At 73.7% G+C, this 23,043-nt stretch carries 17 protein-coding genes; 7 read left to right on the forward strand and 10 right to left on the reverse strand.

The genetic code is table 11. From position 1 onward, the window contains the following. The first annotated feature begins 40 nt into the window (after positions 1-40). Together ITX44_RS02330 and ITX44_RS02335 are read left to right on the forward strand one after the other, a co-directional pair. Positions 41-874 (forward strand): GH25 family lysozyme, encoded by an 834-nt coding sequence (locus ITX44_RS02330; protein ID WP_205355230.1) that lies wholly within the window; start codon positions 41-43, stop codon positions 872-874. Positions 875-974: 100 nt separating this feature from the next. Beyond that, positions 975-2,018, forward strand: coding sequence for a PHP domain-containing protein (locus ITX44_RS02335; RefSeq protein WP_205355231.1), 1,044 nt, complete (start codon positions 975-977; stop codon positions 2,016-2,018). Positions 2,019-2,043: 25 nt separating this feature from the next. Here ITX44_RS02335 and ITX44_RS02340 read toward each other — a convergent pair whose 3' ends face one another. The 7 genes from ITX44_RS02340 to ITX44_RS02370 all read right to left on the reverse strand — a co-directional run bounded on the left by ITX44_RS02340 (position 2,044) and on the right by ITX44_RS02370 (position 11,472). Further along, positions 2,044-2,457, reverse strand: coding sequence for a hemerythrin domain-containing protein (locus ITX44_RS02340; RefSeq protein ID WP_205355232.1), 414 nt, complete (start codon positions 2,455-2,457; stop codon positions 2,044-2,046). 122 nt (positions 2,458-2,579) lie between these two features. Beyond that, positions 2,580-3,845 (reverse strand): sugar ABC transporter permease, encoded by a 1,266-nt coding sequence (locus ITX44_RS02345; RefSeq protein ID WP_205355233.1) that lies wholly within the window; start codon positions 3,843-3,845, stop codon positions 2,580-2,582. A gap of 8 nt (positions 3,846-3,853) precedes the next feature. Next, positions 3,854-4,612 (reverse strand): ATP-binding cassette domain-containing protein, encoded by a 759-nt coding sequence (locus ITX44_RS02350; protein WP_205355234.1) that lies wholly within the window; start codon positions 4,610-4,612, stop codon positions 3,854-3,856. A gap of 22 nt (positions 4,613-4,634) precedes the next feature. Continuing rightward, positions 4,635-5,741 carry a sugar ABC transporter substrate-binding protein gene (locus tag ITX44_RS02355; protein ID WP_205355235.1) on the reverse strand — a complete coding sequence of 369 codons (1,107 nt, stop codon included), beginning with the start codon at positions 5,739-5,741 and terminating at the stop codon, positions 4,635-4,637. Then, positions 5,738-8,323 carry a SpoIIE family protein phosphatase gene (locus ITX44_RS02360; RefSeq protein ID WP_205355236.1) on the reverse strand — a complete coding sequence of 862 codons (2,586 nt, stop codon included), beginning with the start codon at positions 8,321-8,323 and terminating at the stop codon, positions 5,738-5,740. The genes ITX44_RS02355 and ITX44_RS02360 overlap by 4 nt, the downstream gene beginning before the upstream one ends. Positions 8,324-8,518: 195 nt before the next feature. Continuing rightward, positions 8,519-9,265, reverse strand: coding sequence for a 3-keto-5-aminohexanoate cleavage protein (locus tag ITX44_RS02365; RefSeq protein WP_205355237.1), 747 nt, complete (start codon positions 9,263-9,265; stop codon positions 8,519-8,521). 125 nt (positions 9,266-9,390) lie between these two features. Further along, on the reverse strand, positions 9,391-11,472 hold the full coding sequence (locus ITX44_RS02370) for a cellulose binding domain-containing protein (protein WP_205355238.1): 2,082 nt from the start codon (positions 11,470-11,472) through the stop codon (positions 9,391-9,393). A gap of 461 nt (positions 11,473-11,933) precedes the next feature. Here ITX44_RS02370 and ITX44_RS02375 point away from each other — a divergent pair, with 461 nt between their 5' ends. After that, complete coding sequence (locus ITX44_RS02375; RefSeq protein WP_205355239.1) at positions 11,934-13,115, forward strand: hypothetical protein; 1,182 nt, start codon at positions 11,934-11,936, stop codon at positions 13,113-13,115. Between the two features lie 114 nt (positions 13,116-13,229). Here ITX44_RS02375 and sthA read toward each other — a convergent pair whose 3' ends face one another. Continuing rightward, positions 13,230-14,633, reverse strand: a complete 1,404-nt coding sequence (gene sthA, locus ITX44_RS02380; RefSeq protein ID WP_205355240.1) for a Si-specific NAD(P)(+) transhydrogenase — start codon at positions 14,631-14,633, stop codon at positions 13,230-13,232. Positions 14,634-14,884: 251 nt separating this feature from the next. On the opposite strand from sthA, the gene ITX44_RS02385 reads away from it, so the two are divergent. The 4 genes from ITX44_RS02385 to corA all read left to right on the forward strand — a co-directional run bounded on the left by ITX44_RS02385 (position 14,885) and on the right by corA (position 19,839). After that, positions 14,885-15,535 carry a 2Fe-2S iron-sulfur cluster-binding protein gene (locus ITX44_RS02385; RefSeq protein WP_205355241.1) on the forward strand — a complete coding sequence of 217 codons (651 nt, stop codon included), beginning with the start codon at positions 14,885-14,887 and terminating at the stop codon, positions 15,533-15,535. Continuing rightward, positions 15,532-16,527 (forward strand): FAD binding domain-containing protein, encoded by a 996-nt coding sequence (locus ITX44_RS02390; RefSeq protein WP_205355242.1) that lies wholly within the window; start codon positions 15,532-15,534, stop codon positions 16,525-16,527. Before ITX44_RS02385 ends, ITX44_RS02390 begins: the two co-directional genes overlap by 4 nt. Further along, positions 16,524-18,749, forward strand: coding sequence for a xanthine dehydrogenase family protein molybdopterin-binding subunit (locus tag ITX44_RS02395; protein WP_205355243.1), 2,226 nt, complete (start codon positions 16,524-16,526; stop codon positions 18,747-18,749). The genes ITX44_RS02390 and ITX44_RS02395 overlap by 4 nt, the downstream gene beginning before the upstream one ends. 97 nt (positions 18,750-18,846) lie before the next feature. Then, complete coding sequence (gene corA / locus ITX44_RS02400; RefSeq protein WP_205355244.1) at positions 18,847-19,839, forward strand: magnesium/cobalt transporter CorA; 993 nt, start codon at positions 18,847-18,849, stop codon at positions 19,837-19,839. Between the two features lie 31 nt (positions 19,840-19,870). On the opposite strand, the gene ITX44_RS02405 is transcribed toward corA, so the two are convergent. After that, positions 19,871-22,231 (reverse strand): glycoside hydrolase family 65 protein, encoded by a 2,361-nt coding sequence (locus ITX44_RS02405; RefSeq protein WP_205355245.1) that lies wholly within the window; start codon positions 22,229-22,231, stop codon positions 19,871-19,873. Then, a complete protein-coding gene (locus ITX44_RS02410) occupies positions 22,228-22,971 on the reverse strand; it encodes an HAD family hydrolase (protein WP_205355246.1) in 744 nt (247 codons plus the stop codon). The genes ITX44_RS02405 and ITX44_RS02410 overlap by 4 nt, the downstream gene beginning before the upstream one ends. Between the last annotated feature and the right edge of the window lie 72 nt (positions 22,972-23,043).

A 23,043-nucleotide genomic window follows, 5' to 3' on the forward strand; every position in this document is an offset into this window, starting at 1 on the left:
GCGCAGCACCACCTGCACCGGCCCGCGCGAAAGGACCGCCATGACCCTCAACGGAATCGACGTCTCCTCGTACCAGAGCACCACGTACAGCACCGCGGGCCTCAGTTTTGTGATGGTCAAGGCCACTGAGGGCACCTCGTACGTCAACCCACGGCACGCCGACCAGATCGCGCACGGCAGGGCGGCCTCCCTCGTGGTCGGCCACTACCACTTCGTACGACCCGGCTCGATGAGCGCCCAGGCGTCGTACTTCCTCCAGCACGCGGCTGCCAAGGCCGGCGACATCCTCGCCCTGGACTGGGAGGACACCGGCGTGCCCGGCACCGACAAGGACACCTTCATCAAGGACCTGCAGGCCGCGGCCCCGCACAACCGGGTGCTGCTCTACTGCAACCGCGACTTCTGGCTGAACCGCGACCACAGCTCCTTCGCCGGCGACGGCCTGTGGATCGCCGACCCGGACGCCCCGGCCGGCCGGCCCCGCATCCAGCACGCCTGGGTGTTCCACCAGTACAGCGAGGCGGGCGGCATCGACCACGACGTCGCGGACTTCGCGAGCAAGGCCGCGCTCCAGACCTGGACGGCCAAGGGGACCCCGAAGCCGGCCTATGAGCCGTTCCCGGGAACGGCCTGGTTCACCATCGGCCGCCGCTCACCCATCGTGGCCGCCATGCACGACCGCCTGGTCGCGGTCGGCTGCGACCACTATCAGTCCAGCGCCAACAAGGACGTGATCGGCTCCGGCGACGTGGCCTCGTACGAGGCGTGGCAGCGCAAGTACAACACCGAGCACCACAAGGGCTGGACCGGCGACGCGCTGAAGTGGCCGCCCGGCAAGGAGACCTGGGACGCGCTGCACGTGCCCAACGTGTGACGCGCGGTACGTCGCGCCGGGCCCGCGGCCGGACTCCGCCCGGGTGAATGTACGACCGCCCCGCCGTTGGGTGGGACCTGTGCGGGGAAGAGCGATCGGCATGGACCCGATCGAGGCGCTGGAGCGGATCGCGTTCCTGCTGGAACGCGCGCAGGCCCCCGCGTTCCGGGTCAAGGCGTTCCGGCGCGCCGCCGAGGTGCTGGCCGCGCTGCCGCCCCCGGAGCGGGAACGGCGGGCCGCCACCGGCCGCTTCACCGACCTCAAGGGCATCGGCGAGACGACCGGCAAGGTCATCGCCGAGGCGAGCGCGGGCGGCGTCCCCGCGTACCTGGTCCGCCTGGAGGACGAGGCCCGGACGGAACGCACCGGCCCCGACGGGGCCGCCGAGGCCGGCCGGGCGCTGCGGGACGCCCTGCGCGGCGACTGCCACCTGCACTCCGACTGGTCCGACGGCGGCAGCCCGATCGAGCTGATGGCCCGCACCGCCCGCGGCCTCGGCCACGACTGGGCCGTGCTGACCGACCACTCGCCGCGGCTGAAGGTCGCCCGCGGCCTGTCCGCGGACCGGCTGCGGGCCCAGCTCGACGAGGTCGCCGAGCTGAACACCCGCCTCGCGCCCTTCCGGCTGCTCACCGGCATCGAGTGCGACATCCTCCCGGACGGCTCGCTCGACCAGGACCAGGACCTGCTCGACCGGCTCGACGTGGTGGTCGCCTCGGCGCACTCCGAGTTGCGGATGCCCGCTGCCGCCTTCACCGACCGGCTGCTGGCCGCGGTCGCCGACCCGCGGGTGGACGTGCTCGGTCACTGCACCAACCGGCTGCTGGGCGGGCGCGCGGTACGCCCGGAATCCACGTTCGACGCCGAGCGGGTCTTCGCGGCCTGCGCGCGCTCCGGCACCGCCGTGGAGATCAACAGCAGCCCGTACCGCCTCGACCCGCCCCGCCGCCTGCTCGCCCTGGCCCGCGACGCCGGTGTGCTGTTCAGCATCGACAGCGACGCCCATGCCCCCGGCCAGCTCGACTGGCAGATCAACGGCTGCGCGCGCGCCGAGGCGGCCGGCATCCCGGCCGCGCGGGTGGTCACCACCTGGACCGCCGACGAGCTCCTGGCCTGGACCCGGGACCGGACGGTGCCCGGCTGAGCGCCGGGCACCGTCCGGTCCCGGGTCAGCCGCTGAGCGTGCCCCGCTCGGCCTTCAGCAGCCGGTTGCCCATCTCGTGCAGCTCGTCGGGGGAGTGGGCGGCCCGGGCGGCGGGGAATTCCTCGCGTTCCTCGCGCTCGGCGTGTGCCCGCACGTCCGCCGCGAACCGGGCGAAGCCGGCCGCGAAGTCCGGGCCTGCCGCGTCGAGAGCGGTCAGCCGCCGGGCCAGGTCGGCCGCCTCGGCCGACGAGCTCCCGGCGTCGGGCGCGGTCAGGTACCCCTCGCCCGTCTCGTGCAGCACGAGCAGGTCACCGAGCTCGTCCAGCGCGTCCTGCCGGGCCGCGTCGTCGGTGGACTCCACCTCGGCGAGCAGCTCGCGGATCCGTTCGTGCTGCTCGGTCAGCGTGTCGATCAGGTCGATGGGCGACGAGGCGGGCATCGGTCACTCCTTGCGCCGGGGACGGCCGCTCACGTTTCCCGGTGGCCGCGGACCCGTCCCGTTCCGCCGCGGCCACCGGTTTTCCCTGCGTCTGACCCGCGGCTCGCCTCCCGAAACGTCCGTCAGGCCCGGTTGCGGGCCGGCGGGTGGTGCAGCAGCGAGTCGATGACGACGGCGACGAACAGCACGCCGCCGGTGATCACGAACTGCAGGGGCTGCCCGGCGCCCAGCAGCGCCATGCCGGAGGCGATGGACTCGATGACCAGCACGCCGAACAGCGCGGACCAGATGGTGCCGCGCCCGCCGAACAGGCTGGTGCCGCCGAGTACCGCGGCGGCCACGGCGTTGATCAGCACCTGGCCGTCGGATCCGGTGGCCTGGCTCGCCGAGACCAGCCGCGAGGTCATGAACAGGCCGCCGACGGCGGCCAGCGTGCCCGACATCATGAACACCGAGACCCGTACCCTCAGCACGTCGATCCCGGCGCGGCGGGCCCCCTCCCCCTTGCCGCCCAGCGCGATCACCATCCGCCCGTAGCTCGTGCGGCGCAGGACGTAGTCGAGGCCGGCGACCACGATGAGGAAGATCAGCAGCGCCAGCGGCACACCCTGGAACCGGTTGAGCATCCAAGCCGCGGTGAACGCCAAGCCGGCGAGGAGGGCGGCCCGCACCCAGATCTCGGTGAGCGGCTGGTGCGGCACCCCGGCCGCCTTGCGGCGCCGCACCCGCAGGTGGGCGGTCAGGACGTACCCGGCCGTGCCCAATGTGGCCAGGCCGTAGGCGACCCAGACGTCGGAGAAGTAGTGGTCGGTCAGCGAGGCGACGAAGCCGTTGTCGTTGATGTCGATGGTGCCGGTCGGGCTCAGCAGGTACAGCATCAGGCCGTTCCAGGCCAGCAGGCCCGCCAGGGTGATGGCGTAGGAGGGCACCCGGGCCCTGGCGACGAAGAATCCCTGGAGGGCGCCGGCGGCCGCGCCGGAGGCGAGCGCGAGGAGCACGGCCAGCCACTCCGGCACTCCGTGGCTGACGTTCAACGCGGCGTACACGGCCCCCGCCAGGCCGCTGAGCGAACCGACCGACAGGTCGATCTCGCCGATGACCAGAACGAAGATCAGGCCGGCGGCGATCATTCCGGTGCTGACCAGGTCCACGCTGATGTTCGACAGGTTGCGCGGTGACAGGAAGTTCCCGTTCTGGCTCTGGAAGACCGCCCATACGACGACCAGGCCCAGCACGACCGGCAGGGCACTGCGCTCACCGGGACGCAGCCGCCGCCAGACCACGTCGGCGTACGCCTTGATCCGGCGGGCCCCGGCCGGCACCGGCCCGCCGGCGGGCGGACCGGTGGAGCGCACCGTCCCGGGCGTTCCCGGCCCGCTCACGGCCATGCCTCCTCCTACATCGTCGTACGGTGGGCCATGGCGTTGTCCGACGCGCCGATCACGGCCGAGGTGATCTGTTCCTGGGACGTGGTGTTGACGTCGAAGACACCGTTGTTCCGGCCGAGCCGCAGGACCGCGACCTGGTCCGCGATCGCCTTGATGTCTCCCATGTTGTGGCTGATCAGAAGCACCCCGAGGCCGCCGTCACGCAAATGCTCGATCACGTCGAAAAGCCGGGCGATCTGATCCAGGCCCAGCGACGCGGTGGGTTCGTCCAGCAGGAGCAGCCGGGGCTCGCCCAGCAGCGAGCGGGAGATCGCGACGGTCTGCCGCTGGACGCCGGACAGCGAGGCGACCGGGGCACGGACGTCGGGCGTGCCCAGGCCCAGCGTGTCCATCAGCTCGAGGGTGCGGCGTTCCATCTCCACCTCGTCGAGGATCCCCAGCCGGTGGATCTCGCGGCCGAGGAAGACGTTGCCGACCCCGTCGAGGTTCTCGCACAGGCTCAGGTCCTGGTAGACGGTGGCGATGCCCAGGGTCTGGGCGTCGTACGGGCGTCCGATCCGGACCGTACGGCCCTGCCAGGCGATCATGCCCCGGTCGGCCGCGTCGACCCCGGAGATCACCTTGACCAGCGTCGACTTTCCGGCCGCGTTCTCGCCCACGAGGGCGACGACCTCACCGGCCCGGATCTCCAGATCCACGTCGACCAGGGCCCGGACCGCGCCGTAGCGCTTGCAGACGCCGCGCAGCGCCAGCAGGGGAGGGGCCACGGGATTCACCTCCTCGGCGGCTTCAGGGCGTGAGCCCGGCCCTGGCGCAGGCCGACCGCAGGTTCGGGGTGCAGATCTCGCCGATCTTGTACACGCCGCTCTTGACCAGGGTGTCCTTGACGTTGCCGGCGGTCACCGGGACCGGCGTGAGGAAGACAGCCGGAATGTTCCTGGTGGTGGAGTTGGCGACGGTGCGGCCGGTGTGCGGCTGCTGGCCGCGGCCCAGGGCGACGGCCATGTCCGCGGCCGCCCGGGCCTCGGGCTTGATGGGCTTGTACACGGTCATGGTCTGCGTGCCGGCGACGATCCGCCGCACGGCGACCAGGTCGGCGTCCTGACCGGTCACCGGAGGCGCCGGAGAGATCCGGGAGGAGTCGAACGCGTTGAGGACGCCCGTGGCGAGGTTGTCGTTGGCGGCCAGCACGCCGTCGACGCCGTTGGGCCCCAGCGCGGCGATGGCGCTGGTCATGTTGGCGAAGGCGACCGACTGCTGCCAGTCGATGGTGTCGTACGAACGGCCGATCCTGACCTTGCCCTTGAGGACGGACAGCGCGCCCCGCTGGAACCAGCCCGCGTTCGGGTCGGTCGCGGCCCCGTTCATCATGACGATCTGGCCGCCGTGCGCCTTGGGGCCCATCGCCGTCAGCAGGCCCTGGGCCTGGAGCCGGCCGACCTGGGCGCCGTCGAAGGTGACGTATCCCGAGATCGGGCCCTCGGAGAGGCGGTCGTAGGCGACCACGGGGATGCCGGCCCGGTGTGCCTGGACGATGGAGGAGCGCAGGGCCCTGCCGTCCACGGCGGCGAGGATCATCACGTCGACCCGCTTGGTGATCATGGCGTTCATCTGGCGCTGCTGGGTCGCCGGGTTGTCCCTGGCGCTGACGGCGTCCACCGTGCAGTCCGGGCACTGCTGCTGAAGCCGCTGCGTGATCAGGGGCTTGTCGAAGCGCCCGTACCGGTCCGCCCCGCTGGCCGGAAGCAGCAGGCCGACGGTGAAGCCGCCTCGGCGGCCGGCGGTCGCGGTGGTGTGCGCGCCACTGGCGGCACCGGCCGCGGTGCCGCAGGCGCCCAGCGCCACGGCCGCGGCGACGGCCGCGGCCAGCGCGGCGACCCGGGTACGGATGCTCATTCCGACGTCTCCTCCTGTCGGCCTCCCGCCACCGGCTCCCGGCCCGGACCGCGCGGCGCTTCCGGTGATTCCTGCTGCGACTCGTGCGGTGACTCCTGCGGCAGTCCGCCCGGCGGCTCCGGCTCCGGCTCCTGCTCCCGCGGCGGCAGGACGATCTCGCTCCACACCTGCTTGCCGCCGCTGACCGGCACCGAGCCCCAGGCGCCGGACACCGCCTCGACCAGGAGGATGCCGCGGCCGCCGGTCGACTCCCAGTCCACCGCCACCGGCTTGGCCGGGGCGCGCGCCGAGGAGTCGCTGACCGCGATCCGCAGCCGGTCGCCGGCCAGCGTCAGGTCGATGCCCACCGCGCCGTGCGTGTGGATCAGGGCATTGGTGACCAGCTCCGAGATGACCAGCAGCGCCGCGTCGGACACGTCCGTCAGGTGCCAGGCACGCAGGGTGCGCGCGGTGAACCGGCGGGCGTGCATGACGGCGTCGGGCAGTCGCCACACGACCGACCTGGCCCGGACCGGCCGCACCTTCATCCCGTCGTACCGCAGGAGCAGCAGCGCCACGTCGTCGGCCGGCGGGCCGCGCTGCCCGATCACGTCGTCGGCCATCTGCCCGATGTCCGCCGGGTCCGCGGCGGCGAACGCGTCCCGCACCCGGCGCAGCCCGTCCTCCACCCGCAGGCTCGCGGATTCGACCAGGCCGTCGGTGAGCAGCCCGATCACCGTGCCCGGGGCCAGGGTCACCGCGGTCATCGGGAAGTCGGTGTCGGCCAGCACCCCCAGCGGCGGGCCGCCGTCGGCCGTCACCTCCTCCGTACTGCCGTCCGGGAGCCGCAGCAGCGGGGGCAGGTGACCGGCGCGGACGATCAGGGCGTCGCCCTCCTCCATGTCGAGGTCGACGTAGGTGCAGGTGGCGAACAGATCCGTCTCCATGCCGATGAGCAGCCGGTTGGCGTGCGAGACCGTCACGTCCGGCGGGTGCCCCTCCACGGCGTACGCCCGCACCGCGGTGCGCATCTGGCCCATGACGGTCGCGGCGGCGGTGCTGTGCCCCTGGACGTCCCCGATCACCAGCACCACGTGGTTCTCGGAGAGCGCGATCACGTCGTACCAGTCCCCGCCCACCTGGAGGCCGTGCGTGGCGGGCCGGTAGCGGGCGACGGCCTCGCCGCCGGGCAGCGCGGGCAGCCGCCGGGGCAGCAGGGTGCGCTGGAGCATGCCGGCGAGTTCCTGCTCGGCGTCGTACGCCAGGCCGCGCATCAGCGCCTCGCCGATCAGACCCGCGGCCGTCGTGAGCATGGACCGCTCCTGCGGGCCGGACTCGTGCGGCTGCTCCCAGCCGATCAGGCACACGCCGGCGATCCGGCCGTGGGCCGGCAGCGGCAGGACGGCCAGGCCCCCGGGGCCGACGTCCGCCAGCGCGGGTTCGAGCGCGGCGCCGGCGGGCCAGAACCGCGCAGTGCCGCTGCGCAGCGCGGCCTGCAACTCCGGAATGGCACGCACCGGCGGATCCGGCCACTCCGAGCGCCATTCGGCCCGCCAGGAGTCGGGCCAGGCCGCGGTCCGCGGCGGGTCCAGCACCGTGACCACCAGCCGGTCGGCCTCCAGCGCGCCCAGCGCCAGCCGGTCGGCGCACAGCGGCCCGCGCAGCGCGGCGACCACGATACGGCCGACGTCCCGGGCCGTCTGGGCGCGATCGAGTTCGTCGGACAGCCGCCGCAGCGCTCCCTCGTCGTCGGACCCCGGCCCCGAGGCGTCGGCGACCACCCCCAGCAGTTGTTCCGGCCTCCCGCCGCCGTCGCGCAGCGCCCGGCAGCCCAGCCGCAGCCGGCGGAACTCACCGGTGCGCAGCCGTACCCGGAACTCCACCTCCCGGCAGCCGGCCACGGTCGCCGACGCGTCGACCACGTCCTCGAGCCCGGGCAGGTCGTCCGGGACGACCGGGGCCAGCAGGGACTCCACCTTGCCGTCGAATTCGTCCCGCTGGATGCCGAACAGATCCAGCAGGGAGGCGTCGGCGTCGATCAGGCCGGTGCTCGGGACCAGGGAGAACCCTCCTGTCCGCAGGCGCCGAAGCGCCGGCCCGAGCAGCGGCCATTCGCCCCCGGCCGCCACGGCCGCCGGCAGCCCGGCGGCGATCTCGTCGGCGTACCGCTGCAGGAACCGGCGCTGCTCCGGGGCGAAGCCGTCCACGGCGTCACCCACCAGCACCAGGCAGCCACGGGGAGGAGCGTCCGTCCCCGCGCGCAGCGGCAGCGCGCCCAGGGACGCGCCGGCTGTTCCGGCCGGGGGCCGGACCGTCCCGGGAAACTTGTCGCGCCGGGCGGCGAACCCGGCGGCGTCCAGCCACAGCGGCCGGCCGGTGACCACCGCCTCCGCGGCCGGAGAGCGGCCGGTCACCCGATAGCGCTCGGGAAGCCCGTAACGACCGGCCGCGCCGCCCCTGGTCTCGGCCAGCACCAGCGCGCCGCTCTCCTTGTCCAGCAGGTAGAGGGCGACCAGCAGCGCGCCGGCGAACGCCAGGATCCGTTCCCGCGCGGCCGGTGCGGACGCCGGCGGCGTCCCCGCTGCCCCGCCGTCACCCGGCACGCCTCGCCCCGCCTTCCGCCCGCCGGGTGCGCCGGCCGACGAAGGTCACATAAGCGGACAGGCATACGCCCACCCCCTCAGAATGGCACAGTCGCGGCCCCCCGCAACCTGCTCTTCCGCCAGGTCAGGCCGGGTGGACGCGGGCACGCACGCAAAACCCCGGTGCGGCGGGCCGGCGGATTCGCGTGACGCGGCTCAGCTCCGTACCGCCTGCCCCAGCACCTGGCGGGCGGCCAGGACCAGGGCGGCGTTGTCCGGGGCCGGGGTGCCGTCCGGGAGGAGAAGGACGTCCTCCAGGCCGATGCGGGTGTCCAGGGCGCGGTCGGCGGCCAGCCGCAGGATCGGCCAGGCCGAGCCGTCCACGCCGTGCAGCAGCACCGGGCGGCGGGCGGCGCCGCCGGACCCGTCCGGGCCGGCCAGCTCCGCCAGCAGTCGGAGAGCGGCGCCCGGGCCGGAGACCGGATCGGGATCCTCGACCTCGGCCAGGATCCGCCGCACCCGGTGCGCGTGCGACCAGACCCGCAGCCGCGCGGCCCCGTCCGTACCGGCGAAGATCCCCGCCTCGACGCCGATCCGGCAGGCCAGCAGCGCTTCGGCGACGCCCTCCGCGCCGGCCTCGTGGAAGTTCACCGACGCGTGGTCGGGCAGCACCGACCAGGAGCGGACCAGGGCGGCGCGCCGGACCGGATCGGGCTCGGTCCACGCGCCGGTGGTGACCCCGAGTGTCACGCCGGGCGCGGCGGCCCGGACCGCGGCGACGGCGGCGTCCACGAACAGCGGGTCCATCGTGTCCGCGCCCCGGTCGTCGCGGGGATGGAGGTGGATGTCGCGCGCTCCGGCCGCGACGGCCTGCGCGGCGGCGTCGCCGAGTTCCGGCGGCGTCACCGGCAGACCCGCGCACGAGGACCGGCCCCTGGAGCCGTTGAGGCATACCTGCAGCATGGGAATGATCATGGCAGCCGCGGGCGGCTCCACCCCAGTGGCACGGGGTGTCACCGCCCGCGGCGTCCGCCGTTCGGCGTGCGCCCGCTCGGGCGCAGCGCCGTCGGCAGTGCCTCGGACCATGGTCATGCGGTCGTGCAGACGGTGCCGTTGAGCGTGAACACGGTCGGCGGCGGGCTGGCCCCGTCGTTGGCGCCGGTGAAGCCGAAGGACACCGAGTTGCCGCCGTTCGCGGCCAGGGTGGAGTTCCAGTCCACCGGTGTCGCCACGACGTTCTGCCCGTTCTCGGCCACCTGCGCGTTCCAGAAGCCGCTGACCGACTCACCGGGGCTGGGGAAGGAGAAGGCCAGCGTCCACCCGGTGATCGGCGTCGGGCCGGTGTTGGTGATGTTCACGTTCGCGTTGAAGCCGCTGCCCCAGCCGGCCGTGACCTGGTACGAGACCTGGCAGGTGGAGTGCGCCGGGGTGCCGGTGCGTACCGTCACCGGGTCCGAGGGCCGCGACAGCCTGCCGCTCGCGTCCCTGGCCAGCACGTTCCAGGTGTACGTGGTCCCCGGTGTCAGGTTGTGCACGGTCGCGCTGCCGCCGGTGGACGTGGCGAGCAACTCGCTGGTGGTGCCGAACTGGCGGTAGACCTCGTAGCGGGTCGCGGTGCCGCCCGTGGCCGGGGTCCAGGACACGGTGGCGCTGGTGTCGTCGGCCGCCGTGACCTTCGGGGCGCCCGGCGCGGACAGCGTGGCCGTCGTGCCCGCCTTGGCGTGCAGGGTCAGGGTGGTCAGCGAGTACGGGGGCAGGGTCGCCGTGGCGTTGTCCGCCGAGGTGCCGGTGTCGATGCCGGCCGCCCGGTCGCGGAAGGTGGACACGCTCACCGCGGCGGAGGGGTCCGGGGTGAAGCCGGTGTAGTGCAGGGCGACGGTCTGCGCGGCCGAGGGGTCCTTGTTGACCAGCAGCACGCTCAGGTCGCCGTTGGCCCGCCGCACGGCGTGCGCCGACACCGTCGCGTTGGAGGTGCCCGCGCCCACGAGCAGGTCACCGGGCACGCCCACCGTGCTCAGCATCCGGATCGCCCAGTACGTGGGGAACGGGGTGTTCATCGGCGGCTCGCACACCGAGCCGACGCACGTCCCGCTGGAGAGCACGCCCCAGTCCTGGTAGTCGGTGGCGCCGTCGGGCGCGGTGCTGATCTGCCCGGGGCCGTTGTGGGTGTCCCACCAGTCGACGGTGAACACCCCGCTCTGCAGGGCGGTGAAGTACGCGTCGGCGCCGAACAGGGCGTTGGGCTGGGTGTCCTCGTCCACCCCGCCGTTGACCTCGGTCAGCGCGATCGGGGTGTCCTTCGCGCCAGCCGCGTCCAATTCGTCGCGCAACTGCGAGAGTTCACCGGTGAGCTGGGAGACCGAGCCGAGCATCTGGGAGGCGCCGGAGCTGCTGGGATACCAGTGCACGATCACGAAGTCGGCCTTGCCGGCGATGATCGGGATCACCGTGTGGTTCCAGTCGGCGCTCTCACCGCCGGCCATCACGCCGTCCGGCCAGTTGCCGGGCATCGTCAGCACCGCGCCGACCTTGACGGTCGGGTCCACGGCCTTCATCGACGAGACGAAGTCCAGTACGTTGTGCGCGTAGGCGGTCGGCGAGGTGTCGGCGTGCTGGTCGGTCTCCCAGCCGGATCCGTAGTGCCCGTTGCCGTACAGCTCGTTGCCCACCTCCCAGTACTTCGCGCCGTACCCCTTCGTGATGTTGGCGTACCGCACCCAGTCGGCGGCCTCCTGCGGGGTGCCCGAGCCGTAGTTGGCGATCAGGACGGGCTGGGCGCCGATCTTCTTGACCGTGCCCATGAAGGCGTCGAAGTCGGTGCCGGGGGCGACGTAGCCGCCGGGCGCGGTGTTGGTCTGCCAGTGGTAGATGTCCCCGTACGAGCCGCCGGGGTAGCGCAGCGCGCCGATGCCGGCCGCGCCGAGCAGGTTCTGCACCTCGGGGACGTTCATCTGGGAGTCCCAAATGGCGCTGTTCAGGCCGTACGCGGTGGCCGGGATGGTGCCCAGGCCCTCGTTCGCGTTCACGGTCACGTCCACCGCGGACGGCGGTGGCGGATCATCGGCACGGGCGGCGCCGCCGCCGGCCAGCAGCGCGGCGGCCAGGGCGCCGACCGCGGCCGTCGCGGCCAGGCGGCGCCGGGAGGAGGAACGGATACGCGTCAGGCGCACGGGAGTTCTCACCTTCGTCAGGCGGGACGTGGGGGGCGTGCACAAGTGTCATGGGAGCGCTCCCACATTCGCCCGGCGCCCATCCGGTTGTCAATGCCCGCGCAGCTGTGAGGCCGCGCCGCTTCCGGGGGGCTCTCGGCGCTGCGGTGCTGTGGTCTGCCGGGTTCCGCGGCGTCGTGGCCTGCCGCGCCCACGCGGCGCCGGCCGCATAGGGGCAACAACCCCGCGCCCCTTCGGGGCGCGTCCCGACTCGGGCTGCCGCGCCGGAAGTGCTCCCGGCCGGCCGGGGCGACGGCGGTGGCGACCACGCCGGTGACCGACGGTCCCTGGCCCGGGCCGGCCGCCGGGCCGTACGGCCGGTCACGATTCCGAGACGTGTGTACCGGTCCGGTCACCGGTACGGGTGGCCAGGGCGGGCAGGGGAAGCTGGACGGAAGAGGCCGAGCCACGGGGAGGACGCGATGGACGGCGGGGGACACGGCGGCGACAGCGGCGGGCACGGCGGGGGCCACGACGGCGGCCATGGGGGGCATGGCGGGCACAGCGGTGGCGACTGGGCTCACCACGGGTGGGTCACCCCTGCCGCCGTCGACAAGGCGATGGACGTGCTGTCCGCCCTGCTCGACGTGGCCGGCGACGTGGAAGCGCCGGAGCACGGCCATCAGGGCGAACGGGACCGCGACGTCGCGGCCGCGGCCGATCGGGTGGCGTCCGGGCTCAGCAGGATGTCCCAGTTCTCCGACGGGTCGACGCAGGCCCAGGAACGCGCCCTGGCACTGTGGCGGCGGACCGGGGACCGGGAGCGGGAACTGGACGCCCTGATGTATCTGACCGAGCACCGGTTCCGGCCGGCGGCCGGCGAGGACTACGGCCGTCAGGCCGAGGCCCTCGCCCGCGAAACCGGCGATCCGTTCCAGATCGCGCGGGCCCTGCGGGCACGTGGTGCCTGGCTGGTCAGGAGCCGTTCGGCAGCCGACAACGTGGCGGGGGCGCAATTGCTGCTGGTGGCGGCCGAGTCCGCCGTGGAGGCACTGCACCGGACGGACCGCGACTCGGACCGGGGCCGGCAGGCGATCGCGTTGCTCGAGAGGTGCTGCGCCCCGGCCGTCGAAACGCTCATGTCGTGGGATCACCACGCGGAGGCCGCCGCCGCGGCCGCACTCTTCATCGCCCAGGACACCGGTGTTCCCGGCTGGTGGACCACCTACCGGCGGGCCCGCGAGGAGGGCGCGAAGACCCGCGAGACCCGGGCCGGGCGGTCGGCCGCCGAATGGGACCGGCGCGGCCGGCCCGCGGACGCCGCCGCGCAATTGCGGGGCGCCGCTGCGGCGGCATGGCAGGACCGCGGCGACCGGCCGGCCGCCCTCGCCCGGCTGGAACAGGCGCAGAGGTATGCCCGCCTGGCCGGCGAGGCGGTCACCGCCGATGACGCCGCGGCACTGACGGCACTGGCCGGCCAGGTACGGTCGGTCACGTGGTCACGGGCCGCGTTCAAGGCCCACCGCGACGCCGTCACGCTGCACCGGCGGCACCATGATGCCGACGCCGCCTGGCAGGCGCTGGTCGCCGCCCGCGCGGTGGCGGGTGCCCGTACCGCCGTGGTCCGCCGGATACGTCCCCGCACCGTACGGTTCAAGGGCTGACCACGCGGGTAGGGAGGCGACCGCAGGCGACGGCGGGAAGCACGACGGGTTGCCGTCGGCACGCTGATCGGACCGGGCGGCCCCGACCCGCCTGCGCAGCGCGAAGGCCCCGCCTCAGCCGGACATGCGGTCGATCTGGCGGATCTTGTTGGTCACGTCCAGGGCGGCGACCTTGTAGGACTCGGCGAGCGTGGGGTAGTTGAAGACCGCGTCGACCAGGTAGTCGACGGTGCCGCCGAGGCCCATGACGGTCTGGCCGATGTGGATCAGCTCGGTGGCGCCGGTGCCGAAGCAGTGGACACCCAGCAGGCGGCCGTCGGCGGGGGAGACCAGCAGCTTGAGCATGCCGTGGGCGTCGCCGATGATCTGCCCGCGGGCCAGTTCGCGGTAGCGGGACACGCCCACCTCGAACGGGATCTGGGCGTCGGTGAGCTGGTCCTCGGTGCGCCCGATGAAGCTGATCTCGGGGATGGTGTAGATCCCGATCGGCTGAAGGTCCTGCAGCCCGTGCACCGGTTCGCCCAGCGCGTGGTAAGCGGCGGTACGGCCCTGCTCCATCGAGGTGGCGGCCAGCGCCGGGAAGCCGATCACGTCGCCGACCGCGTAGATGTGCGGCACCGCGGTGCGGTAGTTGTCGTCCACCGCGATCCGGCCCCGCTTGTCCGCGGTCAGCCCCGCCTTGTCCAGGTCGAGCGCGTCGGTCAGGCCCTGCCGTCCGGCGGAGTACATCACCGCGTCCGCCGCGATCTTCTTGCCGCTCTCCAGGATGGTCAGGGCGCCGCGCTCGTGCCGTTCCACGGCCGCGACCGTCTCGCCGAAGCGGAAGGTGACCGCCAGGTCCCGCAGGTGGTACTTCAGCGCCTCCACGACCTCGCCGTCGCAGAAGTTCAGCATTTCCTCGCGCTGTTCGACCACGGTGACCTTGCTGCCGAGGGCGGCGAACATCGAGGCGTACTCCATGCCGATCACCCCGGCCCCGACGATCACCATGGACCGCGGCACGCGCTCCATGCTCAGCACGCTGTCGGAGTCCATCACGGTCACGTCGTCGAACTCGACGCTGGCCGGGCGGGCCGGCCGGGTGCCGGTGGCGATCACGATGTGCTCGGCGGTCACCAGCCGGTCGCGGCCGGCGGTGTCGCGCACCGCCACGGTGTGGTCGTCGACGAAGCGGCCGGTGCCGGGCAGCAGCGTCACCTGGTTGCGGCTCAGCTGGCTGCGCACCACGTCGACCTCACGCCCCACCACGTGCTGGGTGCGGGCGGTCAGGTCGGCGACGGTGATGTCCTCCTTGAGCCGGTAGCTCTGTCCGTACAGGTCGCGCTGGTTGAGGCCGGTGAGATAGAGCACCGCCTCGCGCAGGGTCTTGGAGGGGATGGTCCCGGTGTGCAGGGAGACCCCGCCCACCCGGTCGGGGCGTTCCACCACCGCCGCGGTGCGGCCGAGCTTGGCCGCCGCTATCGCGGCCTTCTGACCGCCAGGACCTGAACCTATGACCAGCATGTCGTAATCGGGCACGGCAGAAGTCTGACAGCCGCGGTCGAGCGCCGGACAGGCAGTTCACGAACTGCTGCGTCACTGCTGTGTCACGGCGGCTGTGTCACGGCGGCGTCACCCGGTCGGCGCGGCCCGGGGCGCGGCGGGCGGCCGGGCCGGTGAGCCTGGCAGGGGAGCGCTCGGCGGGGGAATGCGCGGGCGGGCCGGGGGCAGCAGGCACACCGACGCGACTCAGCGGGAAACGGGAAGCGGGAAACGGGAAGGACGTGGCCGTGGCAGGCAAAGGCGCGAGAGCGGGATCCACCCGGCAGCGGGCCCATCCCGAGGCCCCGCCGCGGGCCGAGCACCGCTCGGCGGTCACCCTGCGGGTCAACGGCGAGGAGCGCACCCTCACCCTGGACCACCGCACCACCGTGCTGGACACCCTGCGGGAGCACCTGGGCCTGTTCGGCACCAAGAAGGGCTGCGACCACGGCCAGTGCGGCTCGTGCACCGTCCTGATCGACGGGCGGCGCGCCAACAGCTGCCTGCTCCTCGCGGTCGCCCAGGACGGCGCCCGGATCACCACCGTCGAGGGACTGGCCGCGCCCGGCCCCGGCGGCGAGACGCTGCACCCGGTCCAGCAGGCGTTCCTGGACCACGACGCCCTCCAGTGCGGCTACTGCACCCCCGGCCAGATCTGCTCCGCCGTCGGCATGCTCGGCGAACTCGCCGCCGGCCACCCCTCGCTCGTCACCGCGCCCGGCAGCCGCCCCGGCCTGACCGCCGAGGAGATCCGGGAGCGGATGAGCGGCAACCTGTGCCGCTGCGGCGCGTACGCCCACATCGTCGCCGCCGTCCAGGACGCAGGCCGGGCCCCGGGGGACGCCGCCGGCCGGCCGGACGGGGACCCCCGGCACCTCCAGGACGGAGCCACCCCGTGAAGCCCTTCGCCTACGTGCGCGCGCACAGCCCGGCCGAGGCGGTCCAGGAGTACGCCGCGCGCCCCGGCGCCCGGTTCCTGGCCGGCGGCACCAACCTGATCGACCTGATGAAGCTCGGCGTGGAGTCCGCGCAGACCCTGATCGACGTCAGCCGGCTGCCGCTGGACCGCGTCGAGTCCGGCCCGGGCGGGGCCCTGCGGATCGGCGCGGCGGTCCGCAACAGCGACCTGGCCGCCCACCCCGCCGTACGCGAGCGGTACCCGGTGCTGTCGCAGGCGCTGCTGGCCGGGGCCTCCGGGCAGTTGCGCAACGTCGCCACCACCGCGGGCAACCTGATGCAGCGCACCCGCTGCCTGTATTTCCAGGACCCGGGCAAGCCCTGCAACAAGCGCCTGCCGGGCTCGGGCTGCCCGGCGATCGAGGGGGTGCACCGGGATCTGGCGGTGCTCGGCCACTCCGAGGCGTGCGTGGCCACCCACCCCTCCGACATGGCCGTCGCGCTGGCCGCGCTCGGCGCCACTGTGCACCTGCTCGGCCCGGACGGCGAACGCGCCCTGCCCGTCGCCGACTTCCACCGGCTGCCCGGCGAGCGCCCCGAGCGCGACACCGAACTGCGGCCGGGCGAGCTGATCACCGCGGTCGAACTGCCCCCGCCCATGGGCCCGTCCCTCTACCGCAAGGCCCGCGACCGCGCCTCGTACGCCTTCGCGCTGGCCTCGGTGGCCGCCGTGCTCGACGTGCGCGACGGAGTGGTGCACGACGTCGGCCTGGCCTTCGGCGGGCTGGCCCACCGGCCGTGGCGGGCCGGCGCCGCCGAGACCGTACTGCTCGGCGCGCCCGCCACTCCCGCCGCCTTCGCCCAGGCCGCCGACGCCGAACTCGTGCACGCCCGCCCGCTGCGGGACAACGCCTTCAAGGTGCAGCTCGCCCGCAACCTCGCGGTGGACGTGCTCAGCGCGCTCGCCGCACGGGCCGCCGGAGCGGCGGCATGAACGCGCGCGGCGCGAACGGCCGCGACGCCGACGGCCGCGGTACGAACGCGCGCGGCACCGACGGCCGCGGTACGAACGGCGGTCCCGCTGGCGCCCGGGCCGCGAGCGACCCTCTCGGCGCTCCCACCGCCCGCCGCGACGGCCGCGCCAAGGTCACCGGCGCCGCCCGCTACGCCGCCGAGCACACCCCGCCCGGCTGCCTGTGGGCCCGCTCGGTCGGGGCCGGCATCGCGCGGGGCCGGATCACCGCCGTCCACCGCGAGGACGCCCTGTCCGTCCCCGGTGTGACCGCCGTCCTCGCCCACGACAACGCGCCGCGCCTGCTGCCCGGCGCCGATCCCACCCTGTGGGTGCTCCAGGACAACCGGGTCCCGCACCGCGGCTGGCCCGTCGCCCTGGTCGTCGCCGAGTCGCCGGAGGCGGCCCGGGAGGGCGCCGCCGCCCTGCACATCGACTACGCCGAGGAGCCGCACGACGTGCTGCTCACCGCCCGCCACCCGGAGCTGTACACGCCCGAGACGGCCAACGGCGGTCACCCCGGGGTACGCGAACGCGGCGACTTCGGCGCCGCACACGCCGCCTCGGCCGTCCGCGTCGACGGCACATACAAGGTGACCGGGCTGCACAACCACCCGATGGAGCCGCACGCCAGCACCGCGTACTGGGAGGACGGCATGCTCGTCGCCCACGACTCCAACCAGGGGTCCACCGACGTGCGCAACGACCTGGCCGCGCTGTTCGGCCTGGCCGAGGACCAGGTCGCGGTCATCAACGAGTACGTCGGCGGCGGGTTCGGCAGCAAGGGCACGACACGGCCCGTCGTGGTGCTCGCCGCCATGGCCGCCCGGCACACCGGCCGCCCGGTCAAGCTCGCCCTGCCCCGCCGGCACCTGCCGGCCGTCACCGGCCACCGCGCGCCCACACTGCAGCGGGTGCGTCTGGGCGCCGACGCGCAGGGCCGGATCGCCGCACTCGAGCACGAGGCGATCACCCAGACCTCCACCGTCAAGGAGTTCGTCGAGCAGGCCGCCGTGCCCGCGCGGGTGATGTACACCTCGCCGCACAGCGTCACGATCCACCGGGTCGTCGCACTGGACGTGCCCACCCCGTCGTGGATGCGCGCCCCCGGCGAGGCGCCCGGCATGTACGCGCTGGAGTCCGCGATGGACGAACTGGCCGTCGCGGTGGGGGCGGACCCGATCGAACTGCGGCTGCGCAACGACACCGAGCGGGAGCCCGACACCGGCCGCCCGTTCAGCAGCCGCCACCTGGCCGAGTGCCTGCGCGAGGGCGCCCGTCGCTTCGGCTGGCGGGCGGACGACCGGGAACCCGCCGTCCGCCGCGAGGGCAACCTGCTGATCGGCACCGGAGTGGCCGCCGCGACCTATCCCGTGTATTTCATGCCGTCGCACGCCACCGCCACGGCCGCGCCCGACGGCACCTTCACGGTCGCGGTCAACGCCGCCGACATCGGCACGGGCGCGCGAACCGTGCTCGCCCAGATCGCCGCCTCCGCGCTGCGCACGTCGCCGGACCGGGTCCGGCTCGACCTCGGCGACAGCCGGCTGCCGGCCGCCCCGGTGGCCGGCGGCTCGTCCGGCACCGCCTCCTGGGGCAGCGCGGTGCACAAGGCGTGCACCGAGCTGACCGAGCGGCTGGAGGAGCACGACGGGCTGCTTCCGCCGGAGGGCATGAGCGTGGGCGCCGACACCGTGCAGGAGGCCACCGCACCGTCGCCGTACGCCCGGCACGCGTTCGGCGCGACCTTCGCCGAGGTCACCGTGGACACCGTCACCGGCGAGGTGCGGGTCCGGCGGCTGCTCGGCGTGTACGCCGCCGGCCGGATCCTCAACCCGGTCACCGCCCGCTCCCAGTTCATCGGCGCCATGACCATGGGCCTGGGCATGGCCCTGAGCGAGGGCAGCACCATGGACCCCCGCTTCGGCGACTACGCGGAGCGCGACCTGGCCTCGTACCACGTGCCGGTCAACGCCGACCTGCCGAGCATCGAGGCGCACTGGATCGACGAGGCCGACGAGCACCTCAACCCCATGGGCAGCAAGGGCATCGGGGAGATCGGCATCGTCGGCACCGCGGCGGCCATCGGCAACGCCGTGCACCACGCGACCGGGCTGCGGCTGCGCGAACTGCCGCTCACCCCGGACCGGTTGCTGCGCGACCTGGCCCTGGCGGGCCTGCTGCCGGTCGCCGTGCCCGCCTGAGCGGGCGAACCGGCCGGACCGGGCGGACCGCCGTACGGTCCGGCCGGGCGCGAGCACAAAAGGGCCGGCGGGAGACCGGCCGGGAAGGGAGCAGCGCATGATCGTGGACTGCGCCGTCTACCGGGACGGGCGCCGCACGGACACCCACGAGGACCTGGACAGCCTGCCCGATGCCCTGGCCAGGGCCCGGGAGAGTGACGAGTCCTTCGTGTGGATCGGCCTGGCCGAGCCCACCACGGAGGAGTTCGACCAGGTGGCGCAGGCGTTCAAGCTGCATCCGCTCGCCGTCGAGGACGCCCTGCACGCTCACCAGCGCCCCAAGATGGAGCTCTACCACGACGCCCTGTTCACGGTGCTGCACCCGCTGAGCTACGACGACCGGGCGGACACCGTCGGCACCGGCGAGCTGATGGTCTTCATCGGCGACTCCTTCGTGGCCACCGTCCGGCACGGCCCGACCGCGACCGTCGCCGACGTGCGCTCCCGCATGGAGGAGACCCCCGAGATGCTGTGGCTGGGCCCGGTCGCCGTCCTCTACGCGATCTGCGACAGCGTCGTGGACTCCTATCTGGAGATCGCCGCCGACCTCCAGGCGGACCTGGTGGAGCTGGAGGAGCGGGTGTTCGCCCCGGCCGCCGGCGGGTCCGCCCAGCTCGCCGAGGTCATCTACGCCTTCAAGCGGCAGGTGCTGGAGTTCCGGCGCGCCACCGGCCCGCTCGCCGAGCCCATGGCCCGGCTGGCGTCGGGCGAGGTGCCGCACGTCGAGCCGCGCACCCGACCCTTCTTCCGCGACGTCGCCGACCACCTCACCCGCGCCAACGACGCCGGGGACGCCCTGGACCGGCTGCTGTCGGACATCCTGGCCGCCCACCTCACCCAGGTCGGCGTGCGGCAGAACGACGACATGCGCAAGATCTCCGCCTGGGCCGCCATGGCCGCCGTGCCCACCCTGATCGCCGGCATCTACGGCATGAACTTCGACCACATGCCGGAACTGCACCAGGTGTGGGGCTACCCGGCCGCCATCGGCCTGATGGCCGCGATCGTGCTGTGGCTGTACGTGCTGTTCAAGCGGCGCGGCTGGCTGTGAGCCGCGCCGCCACGGGTCCCGGCCCCGCGCGTCAGCTCTGGTGCGGGCGGCGCAGCGGGGGCCGGCCCGGCGGCTGGGCGGGGTGCGGGCGGGCCGGCAGGTCCGGCAGCGACCGGGTGACGGGCGCGTCCTGGGTCAGCGTGAACGGCTTGCCGTAGTGCAGGATCTCCAGCGGATCGCCGTGCGCCAGGGTGTACGTCGCGGACATGCGGTGCACCTCCACCTTCAGCCGCCGGCCGCGGAACAGCAGCCGGAAGGCGATCCGGCTGAGCGCGTCAGGCAGCCTGGGCGCGAACCGGATCGACTCCCCGTGGAACAGCCGCATCCCGCCCAGCCCGGCCACCAGCGCGGTCCAGGTGCCGGCCAGCGCCGCGATGTGCAGCCCGTCGCGGGCGTTGTTCTCCAGGTCCTCCAGGTCCATCAGCGCGGACTCGCCCAGGTAGTCGTAGGCGAGCTGGAGGTGGCCCACCTCGGCCGCGATCACCGACTGGCAGTACGCGGACAGCGAGGAGTCGCGGACCGTGATCGGCTCGTAGTAGGCGAAGTTGCGGAACTTCTGCTCGGCGGTGAAGGCGTCGCCGCGCAGGTACATGGCCAGCGCCAGGTCCGCCTGTTTGACGACCTGTTTGCGGTAGAGGTCGAAGTAGGGGTAGTGCAGCATCAGCGGGTAGTGGTCGGGGTCGGTGGCCGCGAAGTCCCACATCTGGTGCCGGGTGTAGCCCGCGGACTGCTCGTGCACCCCGAGGTCGTCGTTGTACGGCAGGGTCATCGCCGCCGCCGCGTCCCGCCAGGCCGCGGTCTCCTCGTCGGTGACACCGAGCGCCGCCGCGTGCCGGGGATGCCGCTCGGCGGCGTCGGCCGCGGCCACCAGGTTCGCCTGCGCCATGAGGTTGGTGAACACGTTGTCGTCGCTGATGGCGCTGTACTCGTCGGGCCCGGTGACGCCGTCGATGTGGAACGCCCCCGCGTGGTCGTGGTGCCCCAGCGAGCGCCACAGCCGGGCGGTCTCCACCAGCAGCTCGAGACCGGTGTCCCGTTCGAAGGCGTCGTCGCCGGTGGTGGCCACGTAGCGGACCACCGCGTCGGCGATGTCGGCGTTGATGTGGAAGGCGGCGGTCCCGGCGGGCCAGTAGCCCGACGCCTCCTCGCCGTTGATGGTCCGCCACGGGAAGGTGGCGCCCTCCAGGCCGAGTTGCCGGGCCCGGTCCCGTGCGGCCGGCAGCATGTTGCGGCGCCAGCGCAGCACCTCGGCGGCGGCCTTGGGCGCGGTGAAGGACAGCAGCGGCAGCACGAATGTCTCGGCGTCCCAGAAGGTGTGCCCGTCGTAGCCCGAACCGGTCAGGCCCTTGGCCGGGATGGCCCGCTCCTCGGCCCGGGCCCCGGTCTGCAGCACGTGGAACAGGCCGAAGCGCACCGCCTGCTGCACCTCGGTGTCGCCGTCCACCTCGACGTCGGCCCGTTCCCAGAAGTCGTCCAGGTACTCGCGCTGCTGGTCCAGCAGCCCGGTCCAGCCGGTGTCGCGGGCGCCGACCAGGGCCGCGTCGGCCTGGTCGCGCAGCGCGGGCAGCGAGCGGGTCGCCGACCAGCCGTAGGACACGAACTTCTCCAGCCGCAGCCGCTGCCCGGCCTCCAGCACCGAGGTGATCGTCAGGCGGCTGACGTCCTCGCTGGACTCCGAGGAGAGCTGGGTGGTGCCGATGGGGCCGGCCACCCGGTGGTCGGCCGCGGCCGCCACGCGCAGGCCGCTGCGGGTGGTGGAGTGGATCAGCCGCAGCCGGGTGCCCTCGGCGAAGCGTTCCTCCGGCTGCAGCGGCGACTCCAGCGCGGCGGCGACCCGCGGGTCGCCGGGAATGCGCGGCAATTCCTCGTTGGCCGCCAGCTCCGACTGCACCACCACCCGGACCTGGTCGCCCAGCGGCTCCACCTCGTAGGCGATCGCGGCGACCGCCCGCTGCCGGAAGGACACCATCCGGGTGGAGCGCACCCGCACCGCCCGCCCGGCCGGCGAGACCCACTCGCAGGTGCGGCGCAGCACCCCGGCCCGCAGGTCCAGTTCCCGTTCGTGCGAGCGCACGGTGCCGTAGCGCAGGTCGAACGGCTCGTCGTCCACCAGCAGCCGGATCAGCTTGCCGTTGGTGACGTTGATGACCGTCTGGCCGGACTCGGGGTAGCCGTAGCCGGCCTCCGCGTACGGCAGCGGGTGCAGCTCGTACAGGCCGTTGAGGTAGGAGCCGGGCAGCCCGTTGGGCTCGCCCTCGTCGAGGTTGCCGCGCCAGCCGATGTGGCCGTTGGACAGGGCGAACACCGACTCGCTCTGCGGCAGCAGCTCCAGGTTCAGCTCGGACTCGCGCAGCGACCACGGGGTGACCGTGAAGGCCGGGTCGGTGATCACGCGGTCACTCCGATCAGCTCGGCCAGGTCGGCGACCACCGTGTCGGCGCCGTGGCTGCGCAGTTCGTCGGCCTGGCCCACCCGGTCCACGCCCACCACGTAGCCGAACCGTCCGGACCGGCCGGCGTCCATGCCGACCAGCGCGTCCTCGAACACCGCGGCCTGCTCGGCGGCGACGCCGAGCTCCTCGGCGGCCGCCAGGAAGGTGTCCGGCTTGGGTTTGCCGCGCAGGCCGCGCTCCGCGGCGAGCCGCCCGTCCACCCGTACGTCGATCAGGTCCGTGAGGCCGGCCGAGGCGAGCACGTCGCGGGCGTTGGCGCTGGACGACACGCAGGCGGTGCGCAGCCCCGCCTTGCGCACCGCCTCCAGGTAACGCACCGATCCCGGGTACGGCTGCACCCCCTCGGTCCTGATCTTCTCCAGCACCAGCAGGTTCTTGCGGTTGCCCAGGCCGTGCACGGTCTGCCGCTCCGGCGGGTCGTCCTCCTCGCCCTCGGGCAGTTCGATGTCACGCGAGGCCAGGAAGGTGCGGACGCCGTCGGCCCGCGGCCGGCCGTCCACGTACCGGTCGTAGTCCTCGTGGGCGTCGAACGGCCGGAAGTCGTCCCCCTGCAGGTTCCGCAGGAAGTCGTCGAACATCTGCTTCCAGGCCGCGGCATGCACTTTCGCGGTGGGCGTGAGCACCCCGTCGAGGTCGAACAGGCAGGCTCGTACGCCCGCGGGCAGGCCGATCTCCGTCATGAGGCTTTCTGTGCCCGGCACCTGCCCCTGTCATGCATATCGTCATACAAGTCCGCCCGAACGCCCGATCGG

Source organism: Actinacidiphila acididurans, from assembly GCF_016918855.1.
GTDB classification, from domain to species: Bacteria; Actinomycetota; Actinomycetes; order Streptomycetales; family Streptomycetaceae; genus Actinacidiphila; species Actinacidiphila acididurans.